General features: G+C 42.0%; 12 protein-coding genes and 3 pseudogenes. 6 read left to right on the top strand and 9 right to left on the bottom strand.

What is annotated here, in order from left to right:
- Window positions 1-22: 22 nt before the first annotated feature.
- Window positions 23-220, top strand: a pseudogene (locus GZK95_RS06565) (IS110 family transposase); the annotation flags it as partial.
- 304 nt (window positions 221-524) lie between these two features.
- Here the strand turns inward: GZK95_RS06565 and GZK95_RS06560 are convergent.
- The 3 genes from GZK95_RS06560 to GZK95_RS06550 all read right to left on the bottom strand — a co-directional run bounded on the left by GZK95_RS06560 (window position 525) and on the right by GZK95_RS06550 (window position 3,310).
- Window positions 525-1,097 carry a HEPN domain-containing protein gene (locus tag GZK95_RS06560; RefSeq protein WP_151148856.1) on the bottom strand — a complete coding sequence of 191 codons (573 nt, stop codon included), beginning with the start codon at window positions 1,095-1,097 and terminating at the stop codon, window positions 525-527.
- Window positions 1,098-1,195: 98 nt separating this feature from the next.
- On the bottom strand, window positions 1,196-2,647 hold the full coding sequence (locus tag GZK95_RS06555) for a retron St85 family RNA-directed DNA polymerase (RefSeq protein WP_161987201.1): 1,452 nt from the start codon (window positions 2,645-2,647) through the stop codon (window positions 1,196-1,198).
- Window positions 2,648-2,650: 3 nt separating this feature from the next.
- Window positions 2,651-3,310: a hypothetical protein gene (locus GZK95_RS06550; protein WP_075714101.1), complete on the bottom strand. Its 660-nt coding sequence runs from the start codon at window positions 3,308-3,310 to the stop codon at window positions 2,651-2,653.
- A 388-nt stretch (window positions 3,311-3,698) separates the two neighbouring features.
- Here GZK95_RS06550 and GZK95_RS06545 point away from each other — a divergent pair.
- A pseudogene (locus GZK95_RS06545) lies at window positions 3,699-3,896 on the top strand (IS110 family transposase); the annotation flags it as partial.
- Window positions 3,897-4,312: 416 nt separating this feature from the next.
- Here the strand turns inward: GZK95_RS06545 and GZK95_RS06540 are convergent.
- On the bottom strand, window positions 4,313-5,068 hold the full coding sequence (locus GZK95_RS06540; RefSeq protein ID WP_139315033.1) for a hypothetical protein: 756 nt from the start codon (window positions 5,066-5,068) through the stop codon (window positions 4,313-4,315).
- 93 nt (window positions 5,069-5,161) lie between these two features.
- Here GZK95_RS06540 and GZK95_RS06535 point away from each other — a divergent pair.
- Window positions 5,162-5,344: pseudogene (locus GZK95_RS06535) on the top strand (IS110 family transposase); the annotation flags it as partial.
- Window positions 5,345-5,636: 292 nt separating this feature from the next.
- On the opposite strand, the gene GZK95_RS22195 reads toward GZK95_RS06535, so the two are convergent.
- The gene (locus tag GZK95_RS22195) at window positions 5,637-6,329 is read right to left on the bottom strand and encodes an LTA synthase family protein (RefSeq protein ID WP_197740172.1); all 693 of its coding nucleotides are present in this window, start codon (window positions 6,327-6,329) and stop codon (window positions 5,637-5,639) included.
- A 193-nt stretch (window positions 6,330-6,522) separates the two neighbouring features.
- Here GZK95_RS22195 and GZK95_RS06525 point away from each other — a divergent pair, with 193 nt between their 5' ends.
- The 3 genes from GZK95_RS06525 to GZK95_RS06515 all read left to right on the top strand — a co-directional run bounded on the left by GZK95_RS06525 (window position 6,523) and on the right by GZK95_RS06515 (window position 10,158).
- Window positions 6,523-7,548, top strand: coding sequence for an IS110 family RNA-guided transposase (locus GZK95_RS06525; protein ID WP_151148857.1), 1,026 nt, complete (start codon window positions 6,523-6,525; stop codon window positions 7,546-7,548).
- Window positions 7,549-8,010: 462 nt separating this feature from the next.
- Window positions 8,011-9,054 (top strand): IS110 family RNA-guided transposase, encoded by a 1,044-nt coding sequence (locus GZK95_RS06520; protein ID WP_161987200.1) that lies wholly within the window; start codon window positions 8,011-8,013, stop codon window positions 9,052-9,054.
- Between the two features lie 555 nt (window positions 9,055-9,609).
- The gene (locus tag GZK95_RS06515) at window positions 9,610-10,158 is read left to right on the top strand and encodes a GIY-YIG nuclease family protein (protein WP_075716510.1); all 549 of its coding nucleotides are present in this window, start codon (window positions 9,610-9,612) and stop codon (window positions 10,156-10,158) included.
- 753 nt (window positions 10,159-10,911) lie between these two features.
- On the opposite strand, the gene GZK95_RS06510 is transcribed toward GZK95_RS06515, so the two are convergent.
- The 4 genes from GZK95_RS06510 to GZK95_RS06495 form a co-directional block, all read right to left on the bottom strand.
- Window positions 10,912-11,799, bottom strand: coding sequence for a hypothetical protein (locus tag GZK95_RS06510; protein WP_161987199.1), 888 nt, complete (start codon window positions 11,797-11,799; stop codon window positions 10,912-10,914).
- 399 nt (window positions 11,800-12,198) lie between these two features.
- Window positions 12,199-13,077 carry a YjjW family glycine radical enzyme activase gene (locus GZK95_RS06505; RefSeq protein ID WP_075716512.1) on the bottom strand — a complete coding sequence of 293 codons (879 nt, stop codon included), beginning with the start codon at window positions 13,075-13,077 and terminating at the stop codon, window positions 12,199-12,201.
- Between the two features lie 2 nt (window positions 13,078-13,079).
- On the bottom strand, window positions 13,080-14,621 hold the full coding sequence (locus GZK95_RS06500) for a YjjI family glycine radical enzyme (protein WP_075716513.1): 1,542 nt from the start codon (window positions 14,619-14,621) through the stop codon (window positions 13,080-13,082).
- A 165-nt stretch (window positions 14,622-14,786) separates the two neighbouring features.
- Complete coding sequence (locus tag GZK95_RS06495; RefSeq protein WP_075709435.1) at window positions 14,787-16,670, bottom strand: methyl-accepting chemotaxis protein; 1,884 nt, start codon at window positions 16,668-16,670, stop codon at window positions 14,787-14,789.
- Between the last annotated feature and the right edge of the window lie 58 nt (window positions 16,671-16,728).

Raw genomic sequence — 16,728 nt, 5'->3', positions numbered from 1 at the left:
ACACATTGGCACCGGAGGCACCATGTCTGATTACTCTTATTTTTGCGGGATTGATTTAGCTAAAAACCACTTCAGCATTCATGCTGTTGACCAGCACGGCAAAGTTTTACTTCATAAATCAGTCACTCGCTCTAAACTGCTGACTACAATAGCAATTATTCTATCTATTCGGATAGGTGTCGAAACGTGTGGTGATGCGCATTATTGGGCAAGAACATTACGTTAGATCGAAATAGCTCAGTAAGGCCAGAAACCGTTTGACCATTTTTCTGAATAGTGCCAACTGGGGTTAACCGCTAAATGCTAAGGGGACGCTTAGTTGGCCCAACCAATAGTGGTTGGCAGCGGAGAGACCGCAGTGAGAGAGCCTCAATATGTGTTTGTCGTAAGCAATGCTTAATGACCGAAATGACAAAGCGAAGTAGATAACTTTGTTGTTCGAAGAGCATTGGCTGCTCGCGCAGCCAACAGGATGTTATTGCCTATTGACAGGTAGAAGGCTCATATGTGTTAAGTTTATGATTTCAAAGAACATCTTTAACTGCAGATATGATACCTTTGACTACAATTGATTGAAACTCATCGAATGTCATGCGAACTCTGAGGATTTGTGAGCCATCTTTCGAAGATAATATTGATGGGTGGGTGTTAGTTGCAAAATCAAAGCCCCAATAATGCCCTTCGTGAACGACATCGCAGCGGATTGCATATAGTGCATCTACTACAGTGTTTAAGTCACGAGGCTTTTTAATAACTTCGATTTTGTCGACCAGAGCGTTTTTGCTTTGATTGCTACAAAAAGTTTGGAAAAATCGCTTAACATGAAACTTCGAATAACCGTCTTCACTCTTCGATAAATGCAGTTTTGAGATATTTTCAGCCGCAACTAATAAGAAAAGCAATTTTAGAGGATCTTTACCTGCCGCAACTTCCTCCATTAAGCTGGAAATGTTGGTAAGCCGCTGCCCCTGATGCATCATTATTTTTGCTCGATGGTTATCATCATCTAAAGTAAGTGACTCACAACGCTCGACGAAAGTTACCAATTCCTCCTCAGATTCATAGTACGGTCTATAGAAGTTTAACCACTTTTCCACAATAATCTCCAAATAAACTTAACGCCTGCAATAAGGTGTGCCCCACTGAACCAGAAAAACACACCGAACTCCATACCAAAACTGCCAAGTATTAAGCATCACCTTGATTGCTTTGTTATACCCTTTAATTCGTCGATCGTGCCTTGATATAGTTCAAGGTTATAATCAGTATCGCCATCTTCAAAGCTTTTAAGATAATTAATGTATCCGTAGAGCTTTGGTAAAGCATCAACATTTTTATTTGTTTTTGCTTGATAAAAAGCCACACGAATTTCTTTTCTCAGTTTTCTACTTGGCCTTAATACACCATTGTTAATCGATACACCTGTGATTACCTGAGAATTATTAGAACTAATGATCCTAGTTTTCTTTTTGTTAATTCTTAACCTATAACTCCGTAAACTTTCTGCTATCGTGGGAATTAAATCTTTCAATGACATATAATCGTTGGAACCAAATGTTAAATCGTCAGCATATCTGCTATAGGTCATCTTATTTTTAGCACAAAGTTCCAACATGGATTGGTCAAAATCATAAAGGTAAGCATTGGAAATTATAGGACTAGTTGGAGCGCCTTGCGGCAAAGAATTATCTAAAGTGGTAATTCCTGCAATTACAGAGGCAATATTCTCGTCTATTTTATTTCTAACTAGACATGAGTAGACATTCTCCGTCGTTATATTGTCAAAAAATGACTCTATATCTAAGCAAAGTATAAAATTACTATTTAAATGAACTTTTGCATTATCTTTAATAGACACTTTCTGTCTAAATGAAAAACAACAATCATGCAATTTCAAACGAAATAAAAAATAATCATGGAGCCAATATTGAACAGTTTTTATAAAAGCTCGCGGGGAATTAATTATACGAGTTCCACTGCTGGATTTTTTTTGAAGTGAAAAAGTTCGATAATGACTTGAAGGAGCTTTTATAAAACTGCTCAGCAATCTGGGACTTATACCAATCGATTCAGATAAAGCATCAATTGCTGTCGTATTATCATTTATATCTGATAGTTTGTTCTTTGAGTAGAAATTCAACTTGATTGAAGGTAAGGATTCCCCTGAGATAGAACCAATCTGTAATTGCTCTGAGACCCGTGGCCAGAAAACTCTCTGGGTTTGGGGGAGGGCCCCTGGGGACAGAGAGTTTTCTGGCCACGGAGCTGCTTTTAAACTTGACCTAAACACTTTGGGTGGTGATACACCAGCCACATCCTGTTCAGGAGAATCCTTAGATTGAAAAGTAGCACTCCTAATAGATTTAAGCAAGAACAACCGATTTTTATCACGTAATAACCTTAAATTTTTGCCTAAAAATTCACCACCCTTCGCAGTTAAGATATAAAGTTCATTTTTCTTGGATACATTTTCTATATAACCTAGTGATAATGATCTTTTTATTGCATCATCGAGATCTGACTCAGAGTAAACATCTGAGGTAACATTAGTCATAAGTTTAATAAATTGATGCGCTTCATTAGCTGACGCCGGTTGAATTGTCCCTAATGCCCACAGATATGTTTTAAGATTTACCAAATTAGCCATAATTCAACTTCTTCTCTGTGCTTTCCAAAAAACTTTATGCGTAGAAATACTTTCAACTAGATCTTCGATTTTTTTGTCATCACATTCACTAAAATTAACCAATAAACCTTTAGTTCGCTCTTTAAAAAAATCAACTGGCCCCGTCCTGATAAATGCTTGTCGTTCAATTACTTCATCCTGACATATTGCATACATTTCTAGAGATGATAAATTAGAGTTAAATTTAACTTGTGCCAAGAGTGACAATTGAGAAAAAGTGGAATGATCATCAGCTATTACGATAATAGCATTACATTTCTCATGCTGTAGCATATTTGATTCATTTAAGTGAGGGTATGGGCCATCGGTTTCAATGAACTCTTTTCCACCTCCAACTACAAAATCTATATTTTTCCTATTTAATTCTGAAGTTAGTTTTAAATATATTTCTTTGGATTTATCTGTTGATTCATCATCACATGGAGCACAAATAAATGTTATATATTTATCAGCAGATGTTGCACTCATAAGTTGTTCTAGGAGAGCTTTTGCAACCTCTGGATTAGTAAGTGGAGAGTTGATATTCAAGGTTATATTTTTATTTATTTCTGTTTTATTTCCAATACCTCCTTGATCAACATTTATTAAGTCGTTGTCCACCTGAGTTCGAGTTTTATCAAACATATACTATTTATTCTTTTTTTTAGATAACAACTTTATCTTGTTGAAGAATCCACCTTGTTTTACATTGAAGTAATCGCCTTCAACTTTCGTATCATTGCTTGCTTTCTTAACAAATAGACAAACAAATATAAAGCAAATAAACCCAACAACCAACTGTACAAAGTAAGTACCAATTCCCGAAAAACCCACTCAATCCAATCTTGCTCTGGTGGCATGTTAATTCCTTAATATTTGCATAACATAGTCTTGAATAATAACACATTTTCATTCTATCTAACTAGCAGAACAAAGACTTTCGGTATGCTAGTCTAGGGTATAACGAATGACATGGATTCCCCTCCCGAGGAACTGCCTCACTTAAGTGGTACACATTTGCACCGGAGGCACCATGTCTGATTACTCTTATTTTTGCGGGATTGATTTAGCTAAAAACCACTTCAGCATTCATGTTGTTGACCAGCACGGCAAAGTTTTACTTCATAAATCAGTCACTCGCTCTAAACTGCTGACTACAATAGCAATTATTCTATCTATTCGGATAGGTGTCGAAACGTGTGGTGATGCGCATTATTGGGCAAGAACATTACGCTAGATCGAAATAGCTCAGTAAGGCCAGCGATGTGATTTAATCCAAGCCCGCTTGCTTTGATTAGCCGCTTCACTGGTGCGCACCCATAACAACGAACAGCAAAGTTGCTTACACCTTGGCTGAGCCTGAAGATAACTGGAAAACAACTGTTTAACCATTTTTTTAAATAGTGCCTGCTGGGGTTAACCTATGAGTGTTAGGGGGGCGCCTAGTCTGACCCAACCAATAATGGTTGGCAGCGGAGAGACCGCAATAAGAGACCTTCTATATGTGTTTGTCGTAAGCAATGCTTAATGACCGAGATGACAAAGCGAAGTAGATAAGTTTGTTGTTCGAAGAGCATTGGCTGCTCCCGCAGCCAACAGGATGTTATTGCCTATTGACAGGCAGAAGGCTCATATGTGTTAGAACAGCTACGCGATATTTCGCACGGCATAATGCTCTGCCTTTTTGTATGAATCTTTAAGGTTTTTTGGAAGCAACGAAAGCACGGCGTCTTTAATTGCGGACTGCCCAACCTTTAAGCCCTGCTGATCGCTAAGACCCCAAGTCTCATCCGAGCAGCTATTCTTTTTGGCGAAACGGAATATACCCTCAAAAAATGAACGTACCGAAGTGAAAGCTTGGTCTTTCTGCATTGCTTCAAGGTTACACACAATTGCAGAAGAGTAATCCATTGAGGTATTTCCATCCTCCTCCTTCCTAGCGGAAATAAGTAACAGCTCTGTTTCCCCGCTATATTGCCACTTTGATTCGGATTCAAGCTCCTGAATTACATCGGAAAATGCTTTTTCGCTAAACAGCCAATCAACCCCATCGACTCTTGCCGTTGAGTCTTGATCAGGATAATGATTATCTGGCCAATAGGCACCGTAACCAACGCAAAAGAAATCAATGGCTTCGCCTGAGCGATGATGAAAGTAGTTCAGATGGCTAACTATTTCACTTTTAGATATTGCTGATCTTGGGTGAGCTAGCAATATTCCAACGAGTTTTGAATTGCGCTCTTCTTGAACTCTTACAGTTTGATATCGCATTGGAGTATTCATATCTAAAGATGTCATATAACCCACAGTGACAATGGGTTCCTTCTTCAAATACTCAACGCGCCGAGGGAGATCAGAATCAATCCTTTCTATTATTCCACTTAATGAATGTGCGTCGTACACGAAATCTCCTTGAGTAGTTCTAACGAATGACATGGATTCCCCCTCCCAAAGAACTGCCACACTTAAGTGGTATACATTTGCACCGGAGGCACCATGTCTGATTATTCTTATTTTTGCGAGATTGATTTAGCTAAAAACCACTTCAGCATTCACGCTGTTGACCAGCACGGCAAAGTTTTACTTCATAAATCAGTCACTCGCTCTAAACTGCTGACTACAATAGCAAATATGCCACCTATGCGAATAGGTATCAAAGCGTGTGGTGGTGCACATTATTAGGCAAGAACATTACGCTAGATCGAAATAGCTCGGTAAGGCCAGAAACCGTTTAACCATTTTTTTGAATAGTGCACCGATATGTGTCTAGTGACCCTATGACAAATCATAGGCAGCGGCGAGACCGCAATAAGAGATCCTCAATATGTGTTTGTCGTAAGCAATGCTTAATGACCGAAATGACAAAACGAAGTAGATAACTTTGTTGTTCGAAGAGCATTGGCTGCTCGCGCAGCCAACAGGCTATTATTGCCTATTGACAGGCAGAAGGCTCATATGTGTTAGCTTCGTTTTACGGCTTAATGATGGACATTGTTGATTGCACTTTCGCCGCTCTCGCTGAAGCCTCTAAAAACTTCGATTGCTCTACTAGTGCGGCAGTATTTTGTCTCAATTCATATCGCTGTAGGGAATAGCCAACAATTAGCCATAAAAAGGCTACGGGAGCCATAGCTCCCGCTAAAAAGTCCCCGCATTCATTTAGAGTCATTTTAACAAGATCATCCCACTTAAAAACGACCAACGAAACTAACAACATGCCCCAAATTACTGTTAGTAAAATACCAATTTTTTCAGTTTTATTGCTAATGTTCACTTCTGAAACTCTCTTGCCAAAACGGACATAAATACTAAATAAGATATAACTAGTTACGCCTAGAACAAACCAGGCGATAAATAACCAAAAACTTACAGTGCTCGACTGTTGCAACTGATCAATACCTTTCACATACCAAGAAAAACCTGCGTCTAAGTAACTGTGCAAGTTATAAAACACATAAAACTCATAGACTGGCGCGAACGTCATTAGCAAAAGCAAACCAACTACAAACGAATATGCCAATCGTTCTTTAGGCTTAATTATGCAATCAAACGCAAATGCAAAAACCAAAGCTAGCAGAATGATACCGATCGCTGCACTCATAGCACCAAACGCACCTGTTGCTACAAAAACAGATACACTGGCTGCTGTTGCCGCTGCACTCAATGCTGCGACGTCTTTAGAAACTCCGTTACTAATAGGAACACCTCAAACACTACAAATTTTTGTGGCGCGAATTTTACATTTTAAAGAGGATTAATCTACTATTTTTACGCACAAAGAAGCTAACGAATGACATGGATTCCCCCTCCCGAGGAACTGCCACACTTAAGTGGTATACATTTGCACTGGAGGCACCATGTCTGATTATTCTTATTTTTGCGGGATTGATTTAGCTAAAAACCACTTCAGCATTCATGCTGTTGACCAGCACGGCAAAGTTCTACTTCATAAATCAGTCACTCGCTCTAAATTACTGACTACAAAAGCAAATATGCCACCTATGCGAATAGGTGTCGAAGCGTGTGGTGGTGCACATTATTGGGCGAGAACATTACGCAAATTCGGTCACGATGCTCGTATTATGGCGGTCAAGTACGTCGCACCTTATCGAACCAAAGGAAAAAATGACCTCAATGATGCGGTCGCTATATGCGAAGCCGTACAAAGGCCCACTACTCGCTTTGTTCCTGTCAAATCCCCTGAGCAACAAGCTATCTTATCGGTTCATCGAATGAGAGAGCATTGGGTGCGTGAACGTACCGCATTGATGAATCGTATCCGTGCACTACTTTCTGAATTCGGACTAATCATCCCCGTTGGTCGCGCTTCGTTAATGAGGCTAGTACCTGATATGCTTGGAAACCCTGAGAACGAGCTTCCTAACTTAGCACGTGCAACGCTAGCTGATGCATTCGAGCACCTTAAGTCTCTCAACCAGAATATCGATAACACAGAAATCACTTTCGATGCGTTCGCTAAAGTCAGCACAAACGTCCAAAGAATAATGAAAGTAAGAGGCATCGGTCCTCAAACCGCCACTGCTATCCTCGCCTCCATCGGCAATGGGGCTCAATTTGATAAGAGCCGTGATTTCTCTGCTTGGCTAGGTTTGGTTCCAAAACAGTACTCAACAGGCGGAAAACCGAGGTTAGGACGCATCACAAAGCATGGCGATAAGTATCTGCGGACACTGCTTGTCCATGGTGCTCGAACAGTCATCGCCAACTTAGGTGATAAACAAGACAGGCTTAGCCAGTGGTGCCGAGGCGTTTTAGAACGAAGAGGTATGAATCGTGCGGTGGTCGCATTGGCGGCGAAAAACGCTCGAATAATCTGGTCATTGATACACAACCAAACGGAGTATGAGAATTACTCTGCTTAAGCTTTCGTTAACTCAAGCAGAGTAAGCGTTTTACCCACCGGGTCATAGCAGACGCAATGGATGGAGATAGGTGAAGACCACGAGCGGAGAGCCTGTTAATGCGGCGGACACATTGAATGTCATCTAACGAATAAGGCACCGCAGTCGCGCAAAGTCATCAGGGTCACGATGTATGCGAATCATCGATAAGTAGACCGAATGTAGAGCGGCAGTCCAAAACCCATCACTTGAAGTTTAGCGGATGTTTGACAACCGGGGGAATCCATGTAGCCGCGTTAAGTGGTGAACAACGCAACCATTAAACCTAAACCATTGTGCCGTAAACACTAAAGCTGATTCAAACCAAAAATGCCAAGCGTTGTGAATCCGTCTTAAACGCTTTGATACTCATTGAGCCTTCTCCTCCAACTTAGCCTCTCGACTAAGCTGGAAGGCGACGAAACCCAAAACGGAGAAGACTCAATGAGATTCTATAACAACCAGCATAACTATTACTGTGGCATTGATCTGCATGCTCGCTTACTTTACGTCTGTATTCTCGATTCACTTGGCAATAAAGTCCTGCACAAGAAGATTGATGCCGATCCCGACGCACTACTTGAGTTAATTACGCCTTACCAAGATAACATCGTCATCGGTGTCGAATGTATGCACTGCTGGTATTGGGTCAGCGATCTTTGCCTTGATTATGCGTTTGACTTTGTACTCGGCCATGCACTGTACATGAAAGCGATCCACGGTGGTAAAACAAAGAACGACCGAATCGACTCTTTCAAAATAGCGTCACTCCTTCGTGGTGGTAATTTCCCTATCGCTTATGTGTATCCTAAAGCGATGCGAGCAACACGAGATTTGCTGCGACGAAGAACCAAAATCATGCGCCATGGCGCTGACCTCAAAGCCCACGTTGCCAACACCTTTAGCCAATACAATCAGCAAAGCCACAACGTTCAACTGCGCTACCCATGTGCCCGTAAACAAGTGCGCAATCAGTTCGATGAGCCCTCAATCAATCGAAGTATCGATATGGATTTAAATGTCATCGCCTTTTACACCAAGGAATTGGCGAGCGTCGAACACTTTATTGAAAAGACAGCCAAGCAGCACAGTGCTCAAGATTACAACCTTATCCAGACTGTACCTGGTATTGGCCGCATTCTCGCCCTCACCATCTTGTATGAAATCGGCAATATTGAACGCTTCCCGTCGGTGCAAAACTTCGCTTCTTACTCACGGCTAGTCAAATGCAAAGCCGAATCAGCGGGCAAACAAAAAGGAACGAACGGCAACAAGATTGGGAACGCCTACTTAAAATGGGCGTTCTCGGAAGCGGCGGTTCTCTATTTACGCGGTAATGACCCCGCTAAGAAATACATTCAACGCTTGCAAAAACGCATGAGCAAAGCCAAAGCACTATCAGCGTTGGCTCATAAACTAGGACGATGTGTCTACTTCATGTTGAGGGACAAAACAGTGTTTGATGAGAAACGATTTTTACCCCAATAAGTCGCACAGTGAAGTGAGCTGAAGGTCTAACTGGTGCTGAGTGAGAACACGTCACTGACTCAAATTTACTGGGATTTAAGCCCGAAAAGGTCGGTTGTGTCAGGTAGTCCAAGCCCGCTTGCTTTGATTAGTCGCTTCACTGGTGCGCACCCATAACAACGAACAGCAAAGTTGCTTACACCTCGGCTGAGCCTGAAGATAACTGGAAAACAACTGTTTAACCATTTTTTTGAATAGTGCCTGCTGGGGTTAACCGATAAGTGTCTAGTGACCCTATGACAAATCATAGGCAGCGGCGAGACCGCAATAAGAGATCCTCAATATGTGTTTGTCGTAAGCAATGCTTAATGACCGAAATGACAAAGCGAAGTAGATAACTTTGTTGTTCGAAGAGCATTGGCTGCTCACGCAGCCAACAGGATATTATTGCCTATTGACAGGCAGAAGGCTCATATGTGTTATGTGTACTTTCAACCATTTGCTTTTGACTAATCTCAATATTGTTCCGCCCACACCATGCTAACCTTTGCATAAATATATAGTACGGTGATTTGAATGGACAGAAATAGCTTGGAAGAAGCCCTTAAAACTCCGTTTAGGAACAATAAATATCGTTGTGACCATATCTATATCGCCTACTCACCAGCACTGCATATTTTTAAGATTGGCATTACTAGCAACCCCAAAGCACGACTGTCCCAATTGAAAACTACGGGTATTGGAGAAGTGAAAGACTGGGAATACCATTTTGTACGTAAAGTTGGGACTATAACCGCTCACACTCAAGAAGTAGAAGTTTCACGTCAGTTATATAACCACAATGTTCAACTTAACTATCTCAACTGTACCGGTGCAGATTACTCCCGAGAGTTGTACCGATGTGATATTAAGATTATCAAAGCTGCATTCAAATCTGTTGGGCTAACTATACCTGTGACTAGTCCTGCTTTACGTAAAAGGTTTGTAGCGACTGTCCCAAAAATGAACTTTCTACAATGGGTAAATTTAAACCGTGAAAACGTCGGATTAAGCGCAATAACAATGGAAGAGCTACAAAACTCCAGATTCTATGCAATTCCAGAAGACGCTAACTTTGGCGCTTGATTGGGTTCACATAACGCCTTGCTAAGATGCGGCTAACTGCCACAAAACCTAAGCAAAGCCACCGTAATCACTAAACTCAACCGAACCAAAAATGCCAAAGGTTAGCCGTCATTCTTGAGCAATTTGTTATGTTGCGAGACAGTGTGATGAACCTAAAGGCTTGGTGGCAAGGCGTTGATTTGGAATACATTACTAAACCCAGCCACTGAAGTAAATCGGACAGCTGCCCAAGTTGAACTGACTCGATTAACGAACTTGGCAATGAAGCGACATTTGAGGAAGTTCCCGTACCAGCTGCACTAATATGGCAAAGGATACTTTCACTGAAGCTGACCACAGCGAGCACGGAAATTTAGGTTTGCCGACGGACATCCCAACACAAAGAAACAGCGTGATTAAACACCAAGAATCATGAGGACTGAAAGGTGACAAGCACAGACGTAGAACTCAGTACCCTTACACTGAACCAAGCTAGAAAACATGAACTAAAACAGCCACATAACGCCTAAATCAGGTGCGCCGTAGGCGTCACTTGAATTTACTTGTTAGTTCTGACCTTCCATTGACTTGATAGAGAATATTACAACTGGCATTGCCCTGTCATGCAAAGCTGCCTCATAAAAACTATCAGGTATTTTTATCTCGGTAATGTGCTTAGCTATCTTTGTGCTATGGCTGCTACAATCACACAGAGAATCATTCGGACTAGTCAATAATGCTAGGCCCATATGTTCATCTAGAAAAATGACTTCTTTAGCAGAGACACACCTTTTTTTTATTAGTAGTAAAGATACTCTTTGGTAAGTTAGATTCTTTACATTGAGCTAATATTTCATTGTTCAATACATCCCAGTAAGATTCTCCATTAAGCTTTTGTCCACTGGTCCACTTAGGATCAAACTTAAACTCCTTACCAGACTCAACTTTATCAGTACCCAGGGTAGTCCGTTTTAACAGTGCTTCAAGCAACTGACCTAAGGTATATTGACATTTCTCTCCCAATTTTGAAGGCCCACACATCCATCTAGACTTCCAAATCTCGGATTTAGTTGGAGGACAAACACCAAACCAACCGAATGGAGGAATTTCACCAGTGGGACAATCTATTTCCATATCTCTATATATTGGGCTTTTATTCCCTGAAGTTTTGTATAAATCAAATTTCGGCCAAGAACTAAGAAGAGCAAGTTCCTTTGCTGTACTATTATTCTTTGCTTTTGATGTCCCTACTGGCACTATTGGTTCTTTTACCGATACGGACCTTTTTGCTTGGAAAAGTAATGCGAGGCTTGATTCATGAGCTATCTTTTCTTGCCCATTTTGGTAGTAACCATTCTCATTGAAGAAATAAAAAGCAGCATCAGCCACCTCAACCTTCTTTGTGATCTTATTGTTATTATGATCCTTGATATTTTGCTTTGAAAAATCAGCCAAAGGCCGTTTATCAATCCAACATAATGATATATCAAGGCTTTGCTTATAACATTGCTCATTTGCTAATCCAGCACCAATTATTTTTAGCATCCCTTTGATAAAGCCTGGATTAAACAACTTAGATAACTGATGAAGTTCTGAGGTTTTCTCCAAATCAACATATTGGCTGATTATTAACTTATCTATCTTGTCACTATCAATATTCATATATTCTACTATTATTTGAAAGAACTAACAGTGTATTAGACTGAATTCTCACTAATGCACTTCAGCCCTCACTATTTCTTCGGTCGATTTTCTCGTACAAACCCAAGTTAATCAACAAATTGCACTGCATCAAACCTTACTTTGTGACTATCACCTCTGGATAAAAGTGAGAATCTGGAACTTATAGAGTTCTCGAATGCACACCTACCCCCTAAAAAAGTGAATATATTTCATAAGGTTAGCAAGCGCAATACGGACAAAACAGAGAATTCAATTCTTACTAATGTCCTTTGGGTTGGGCTTTGGGGTGAGGTAATTTTCAGGCACAAAAAAGCTGCTCGACTACGGAGCAGCTTAACTTTGATTTAATGGCCGAAGAACTCCGGCATTTTGATATGGCTAGATATAAACGCTTGGTAACATTATTGAGTTAGACACTTTCGCCTGCAAGCTCTGATAAAAAACTTCCATCTGCGCTTTGGAGCATTTCTGCCAAGTGAGCGCTTCTCCAACAACGCCATGATGTTGAAAAGCGTTCAGACGAATTTTAACCTCATTGGGTAACTCGTTAATCAACGTTGAGATAGCTTCAATCTCTTGGTCTAAATCGCTTTTTCCCGGAATATGAAGAAGTCTCAACTCGTGCAACTTGCCTGCTGAGGCTAATAAACGAATGGATTGAATCACACGGTGATTGTCTCGTCCCACCAGCCATTGATGAGTCTCATTTTGCCAAGATTTTAGATCGATCATCGCCCCATCAAGGTAAGGCAATACACGCTGCCAACCTGTCTCGGCTAAGTAGCCATTACTGTCGATAAAACAGGTTAAGTGGCAAAGCTCTTGATCCGCTTTGATCGCTTTAAACAATTCCACAATAAACGGTAACTGCAAGGTCGCTTCCCCACCAGAAACGGTAATACCACTTAGGAAAACATGCTGCTTGCGAATCAGAGCAAGCATCTCATCAACACTGCAGTGTTTCACTTTAGGGCTTGAGTGACTTGGACAAATATCTAAGCATTGGTCACACTGGGTACAAAGACTCTCATCCCACACCACTTTATTCTGCTGATTGAAGCTTAAAGCATGAGTCGGGCACCCACTCACACAATCTCCACAGTGATCACAATGGTTGATGGTATAAGGGTTATGGCAGTTAATGCATTTGAAATTACAGCCTTGAAGAAAAATGACCAGACGATTGCCTGGTCCATCAACACATGAGAAATTCAAAATGCGGTTAACAATCGCCTGCTTTTGAGAAACTAAGGTCATTGTTACTTGTATGTTGGTTGCATTTCCATGCTAACAACACGCGGCGCACGGTCCATAATACCGGTGAATTTTGCCGCATCTGCACCAAGGAATGTCGTGTTTGTACGTGAACCTTCTTGTGCAAACTTAGCAATATCCGACAACTTCACCATATAGCCCGTAACACGTACCAAGTCGTTTGAAGCAACGTTAGCGGTAAACTCACGGTACCCCATCGCTAGTGCCCCTTTGCATAGGTTAAACATCGCTTCTGGGTTTGATTTTACGGTCTCATCAATCGTCAAAATATCGCTGATGCCTGATGTGTAATACTTGTGGTGAGCGGCTGTAGCTTGCACATAAGTCACAGGGTCTGGCTCAGAGCCGTAAGGAATGCGCACACCCGGAGTGGTGGTTTCATCGATATTAATACCACCTTGAGCGTGCAACAGAGAACGACCTTCTAGACCATATTTCACTGGTGAGCTCTCTACAATTTCTGCCAGTTTCGCTGAAAGGGCGTGACCAAGTTCATTCGCTTCTGCTGCGTGGCCGTATTGCGCTTGTTTGCCCTCTTTTTCAAGCAAAACATTAACGGCTTCAGCCATACCAAAAATACCAAACATAGGTGCAAAACGTGATTCGTTGATCAAGCCTTCCTCAGTCAAGAAACCTTTAAAGAAGTTTGACTCTTCATGTAGGAAGCTGCTTCGAGCGTCAATCAGCTCAATCATAATCGCACTGTATTGTGGTAATACGTTATCTAGAAAATCTTGTGCATTTTGGGCTTTGTTCGCCACTTCTTTTAGGTTCATACGAACAAGCGTGTTCGCACCACCCGCGAGAGGCAATGAGTTGTAGCAACTAACGATACCAAAGTTCTTGTCACCATAGCTTTGTGCGTGTACTGGGTAGTTAGCAATATGTGGCTTGCTGCATTCACAGATATTGGTTGTCGCTTGTAGTAACAGACTGTCTGGAGTGATTGCAGGGTCGTACATAAAGGTCAGGTTAGGTGCAATTTGCTTAAGCTCTGCATCCACTTTCAAAATGGTACGGCAAATAATATTGTCTTGTGGGCCGATATTCACATGCATAAACGCATCTGGCAATGTGCGATCCAGCATGATCCAAAAACGTTTTAACTTGGCGTAAACTTGCTGCTCAGAGAGGTCACCCACATAAGGCATCAGCACGTCATCCAGTTGGCCTAGGTAAACTGGAATATTGGTAACAGAAGGTACGTGGTGGTAAAGAATCGTCAGTAGGTTTAGCGCATCATCAAAGTCTTGCGCAGGCTCTAGCTCAAGGTACTTTGAGCCTTGCTTAAGGAACTTTGCGTAATCTGGCAGTACGTAACGTGGTTTGAACGGTGCGTTACCTTCAAACATGTCACACAAGACGCCCTCTTCCATTGCCTTTTCGACATCGATTGAAACCGCCATATATGGTTGGCTTGATTCTGCGGTCGATGCGAGGAACTGGTTTTTCTGTTTAGGGTTTAGGTTTACATCCGTGATGATTTCACGAACGCGCTGTTGGAATGAATCTAGAGTGTGTGACATGTGAGTATTCCTTATAATTTTTAAGGATTTTATGGTGAGAGACTCTTGTCCACAATTGAAATTAGATAAAACACTATTTTCCAAATTGGAAATATATTAACACACGCCGATTACTGGTAAAAAAAAGCCCAGACTAAAGTCTGGGCTGGATTCATCATTTAGGTTCTAGAGTTTAAAACGATTGATTTCATTCTCTAGTTCGTAAGAAAGCTGAGACAACTGAGAAGCTTGTTGTGCCGCTTCATTCGCTTCATCTGCCAGATCTTGTGATACATCACGAATACCGATGGTATTACGCGTGATCTCTGATGTCACTGATGCCTGTTCTTCCGCTGCAGAGGCAATTTGCGTCGCCATATCACTGATCGCTTCAACCGCTGACTGAATTTGAGTCAGGCTGATTGCCGCAGAGTCAGAGTCAACCACACTAGTATCAGCCAGTTGGCGGCTATCACTCATAATACCCACAGCTCTTGACGTCGTTGCTCGTAGCGTCTCAATCATTTGTTGGATTTCTTGCGTTGAAGAATGAGTGCGTTGGCTTAGTACGCGCACCTCATCAGCAACCACAGCAAAGCCACGCCCTTGTTCTCCCGCGCGAGCCGCTTCAATTGCCGCGTTCAGCGCAAGTAGGTTCGTTTGCTCTGCAATACCCTGAATGGTCGACAAAATCGTATTGATGCTGTGACCATGCTCTTCAAGTTCTTGAATAACTTGGGTTGCTACTTCCACTTCACGGGCCAAGTTTTGGATTGACGATTGAGTCTGCACCACTTGCTGACCGCCATGACCACACACTTCAACAGCTTGCGATGAGTGCTGCGCAGTATTGTCAGCATTACCCGCAATTTCTTGCGTGGCTGCTGCCATTTCGTTCACAGCCGTCGCCACCATGTTGATTTCATCTTGCTGAGTGCGAATACGCGTGCTGCGTTCTTCTGCTTGTTGAGCGGTTGTTTTCGCTTGCTCGCTCAGAGAGGCTGATACATGGCTTAGTTTCGTCACCATCTGGTGCATATTACCAACAAAGGTGTTGAAACTGGTTGCTAGGCGACCCACTTCATCTTGGCTATGTGGCACAAGGCGTTGAGTTAAATCTGCATCACCAGAAGCGATATCTTCAAGAGCTTGAGAGACACGCAGTAGATCACGGAATAGGTAACTCACCAACCAGAACACAGCAACACCAACTAATAGTGTGATCACTGCTGCTGTAATAAATAGCTCGGTCAGAATTTGTGTGTAAGCAGCCTCTTCGGTGTCACGATCCATTTCGATCGCAAACATCCAATGACTATCTGGGATTGGCTTGAAGTAAAATAGCTTCTCTTTTCCTTCACGCTCAACAATTTTGATACTGCCTGATTTCGCGTACGACTCAACTAAATCCATATTAAGTTCAGGAGCCAGTGAAGATAGAGGCTTAAGCAGAAGAGATTTATTTGGGTGAGCTAAGAATGTCCCGGTTTGCATGTCGATAAGCATCGCGTGTGCGTTTTTACCAGCATCAAGGCTAATCACATCATTGATCAGTTGATCAATCAACACGTCAGCACCAACCACACCAATCAACTGACCATTGTTGTGCACAGGTTCAGCAATAGTCACCAGCAAAGAGCCAGTAATCGCATCCTGATACGCAGGTGTGATGATTTGCTTGCCAGCGCGAGACGCATCCTTGTACCAAGGACGAGTACGCGGATCGTAATCTGCGCGGTTACGTTCTGGGCGAGAGCGGAGCATCTCACCAGCAGGCGTACCTAAGAAAATGTCGTCGAAACCCCCAGCAACACGTGCTTGTTGTAAAAATGGCAAAACATCTGGTTGCTCTGAGTAACGGTTAAAGGCTGTGGCGATATCCTCACGCACAGTCACCCAATCAGAAATACCCGTTGCTGCAGTAGCCCCCATACTTTCAGCACGCGCATACATTCCATTTCGAGTTTGCTCATAAAGTTGTCCAGCAGACAACCAAGTTAAAGCACCTGCCATTAGCATCACTGCCAATAGGCTAGCACCAATTAGTTTTTGTTTTAGTGATAAGTTCATTATGTTCGTAGCAAGACAGAATAGTAAGAGCGCGAATTTTAGCTACAAACAAAACATC

It is taken from the genome of Vibrio panuliri (assembly GCF_009938205.1).
Taxonomy (GTDB): domain Bacteria; phylum Pseudomonadota; class Gammaproteobacteria; order Enterobacterales; family Vibrionaceae; genus Vibrio; species Vibrio panuliri.
The sequence above is the reverse complement of the archived record's forward strand: the minus strand, read 5'-3'. Positions and strand labels throughout refer to the sequence as shown.

Excerpts from the sequence above, each read along its gene's own strand:
- GZK95_RS06500 (WP_075716513.1), bottom strand. The coding sequence starts at position 14,621 with ATGTCACACACTCTAGATTCATTCCAACAGCGCGTTCGTGAAATCATC.
- GZK95_RS06510 (WP_161987199.1), bottom strand. The coding sequence starts at position 11,799 with ATGAATATTGATAGTGACAAGATAGATAAGTTAATAATCAGCCAATAT.
- GZK95_RS06525 (WP_151148857.1), top strand. The coding sequence starts at position 6,523 with ATGTCTGATTATTCTTATTTTTGCGGGATTGATTTAGCTAAAAACCAC.
- GZK95_RS06555 (WP_161987201.1), bottom strand. The coding sequence starts at position 2,647 with ATGGCTAATTTGGTAAATCTTAAAACATATCTGTGGGCATTAGGGACA.
- GZK95_RS06515 (WP_075716510.1), top strand. The coding sequence starts at position 9,610 with ATGGACAGAAATAGCTTGGAAGAAGCCCTTAAAACTCCGTTTAGGAAC.
- GZK95_RS06520 (WP_161987200.1), top strand. The coding sequence starts at position 8,011 with ATGAGATTCTATAACAACCAGCATAACTATTACTGTGGCATTGATCTG.
- GZK95_RS06505 (WP_075716512.1), bottom strand. The coding sequence starts at position 13,077 with ATGACCTTAGTTTCTCAAAAGCAGGCGATTGTTAACCGCATTTTGAAT.
- GZK95_RS06550 (WP_075714101.1), bottom strand. The coding sequence starts at position 3,310 with ATGTTTGATAAAACTCGAACTCAGGTGGACAACGACTTAATAAATGTT.
- GZK95_RS06495 (WP_075709435.1), bottom strand. The coding sequence starts at position 16,670 with ATGAACTTATCACTAAAACAAAAACTAATTGGTGCTAGCCTATTGGCA.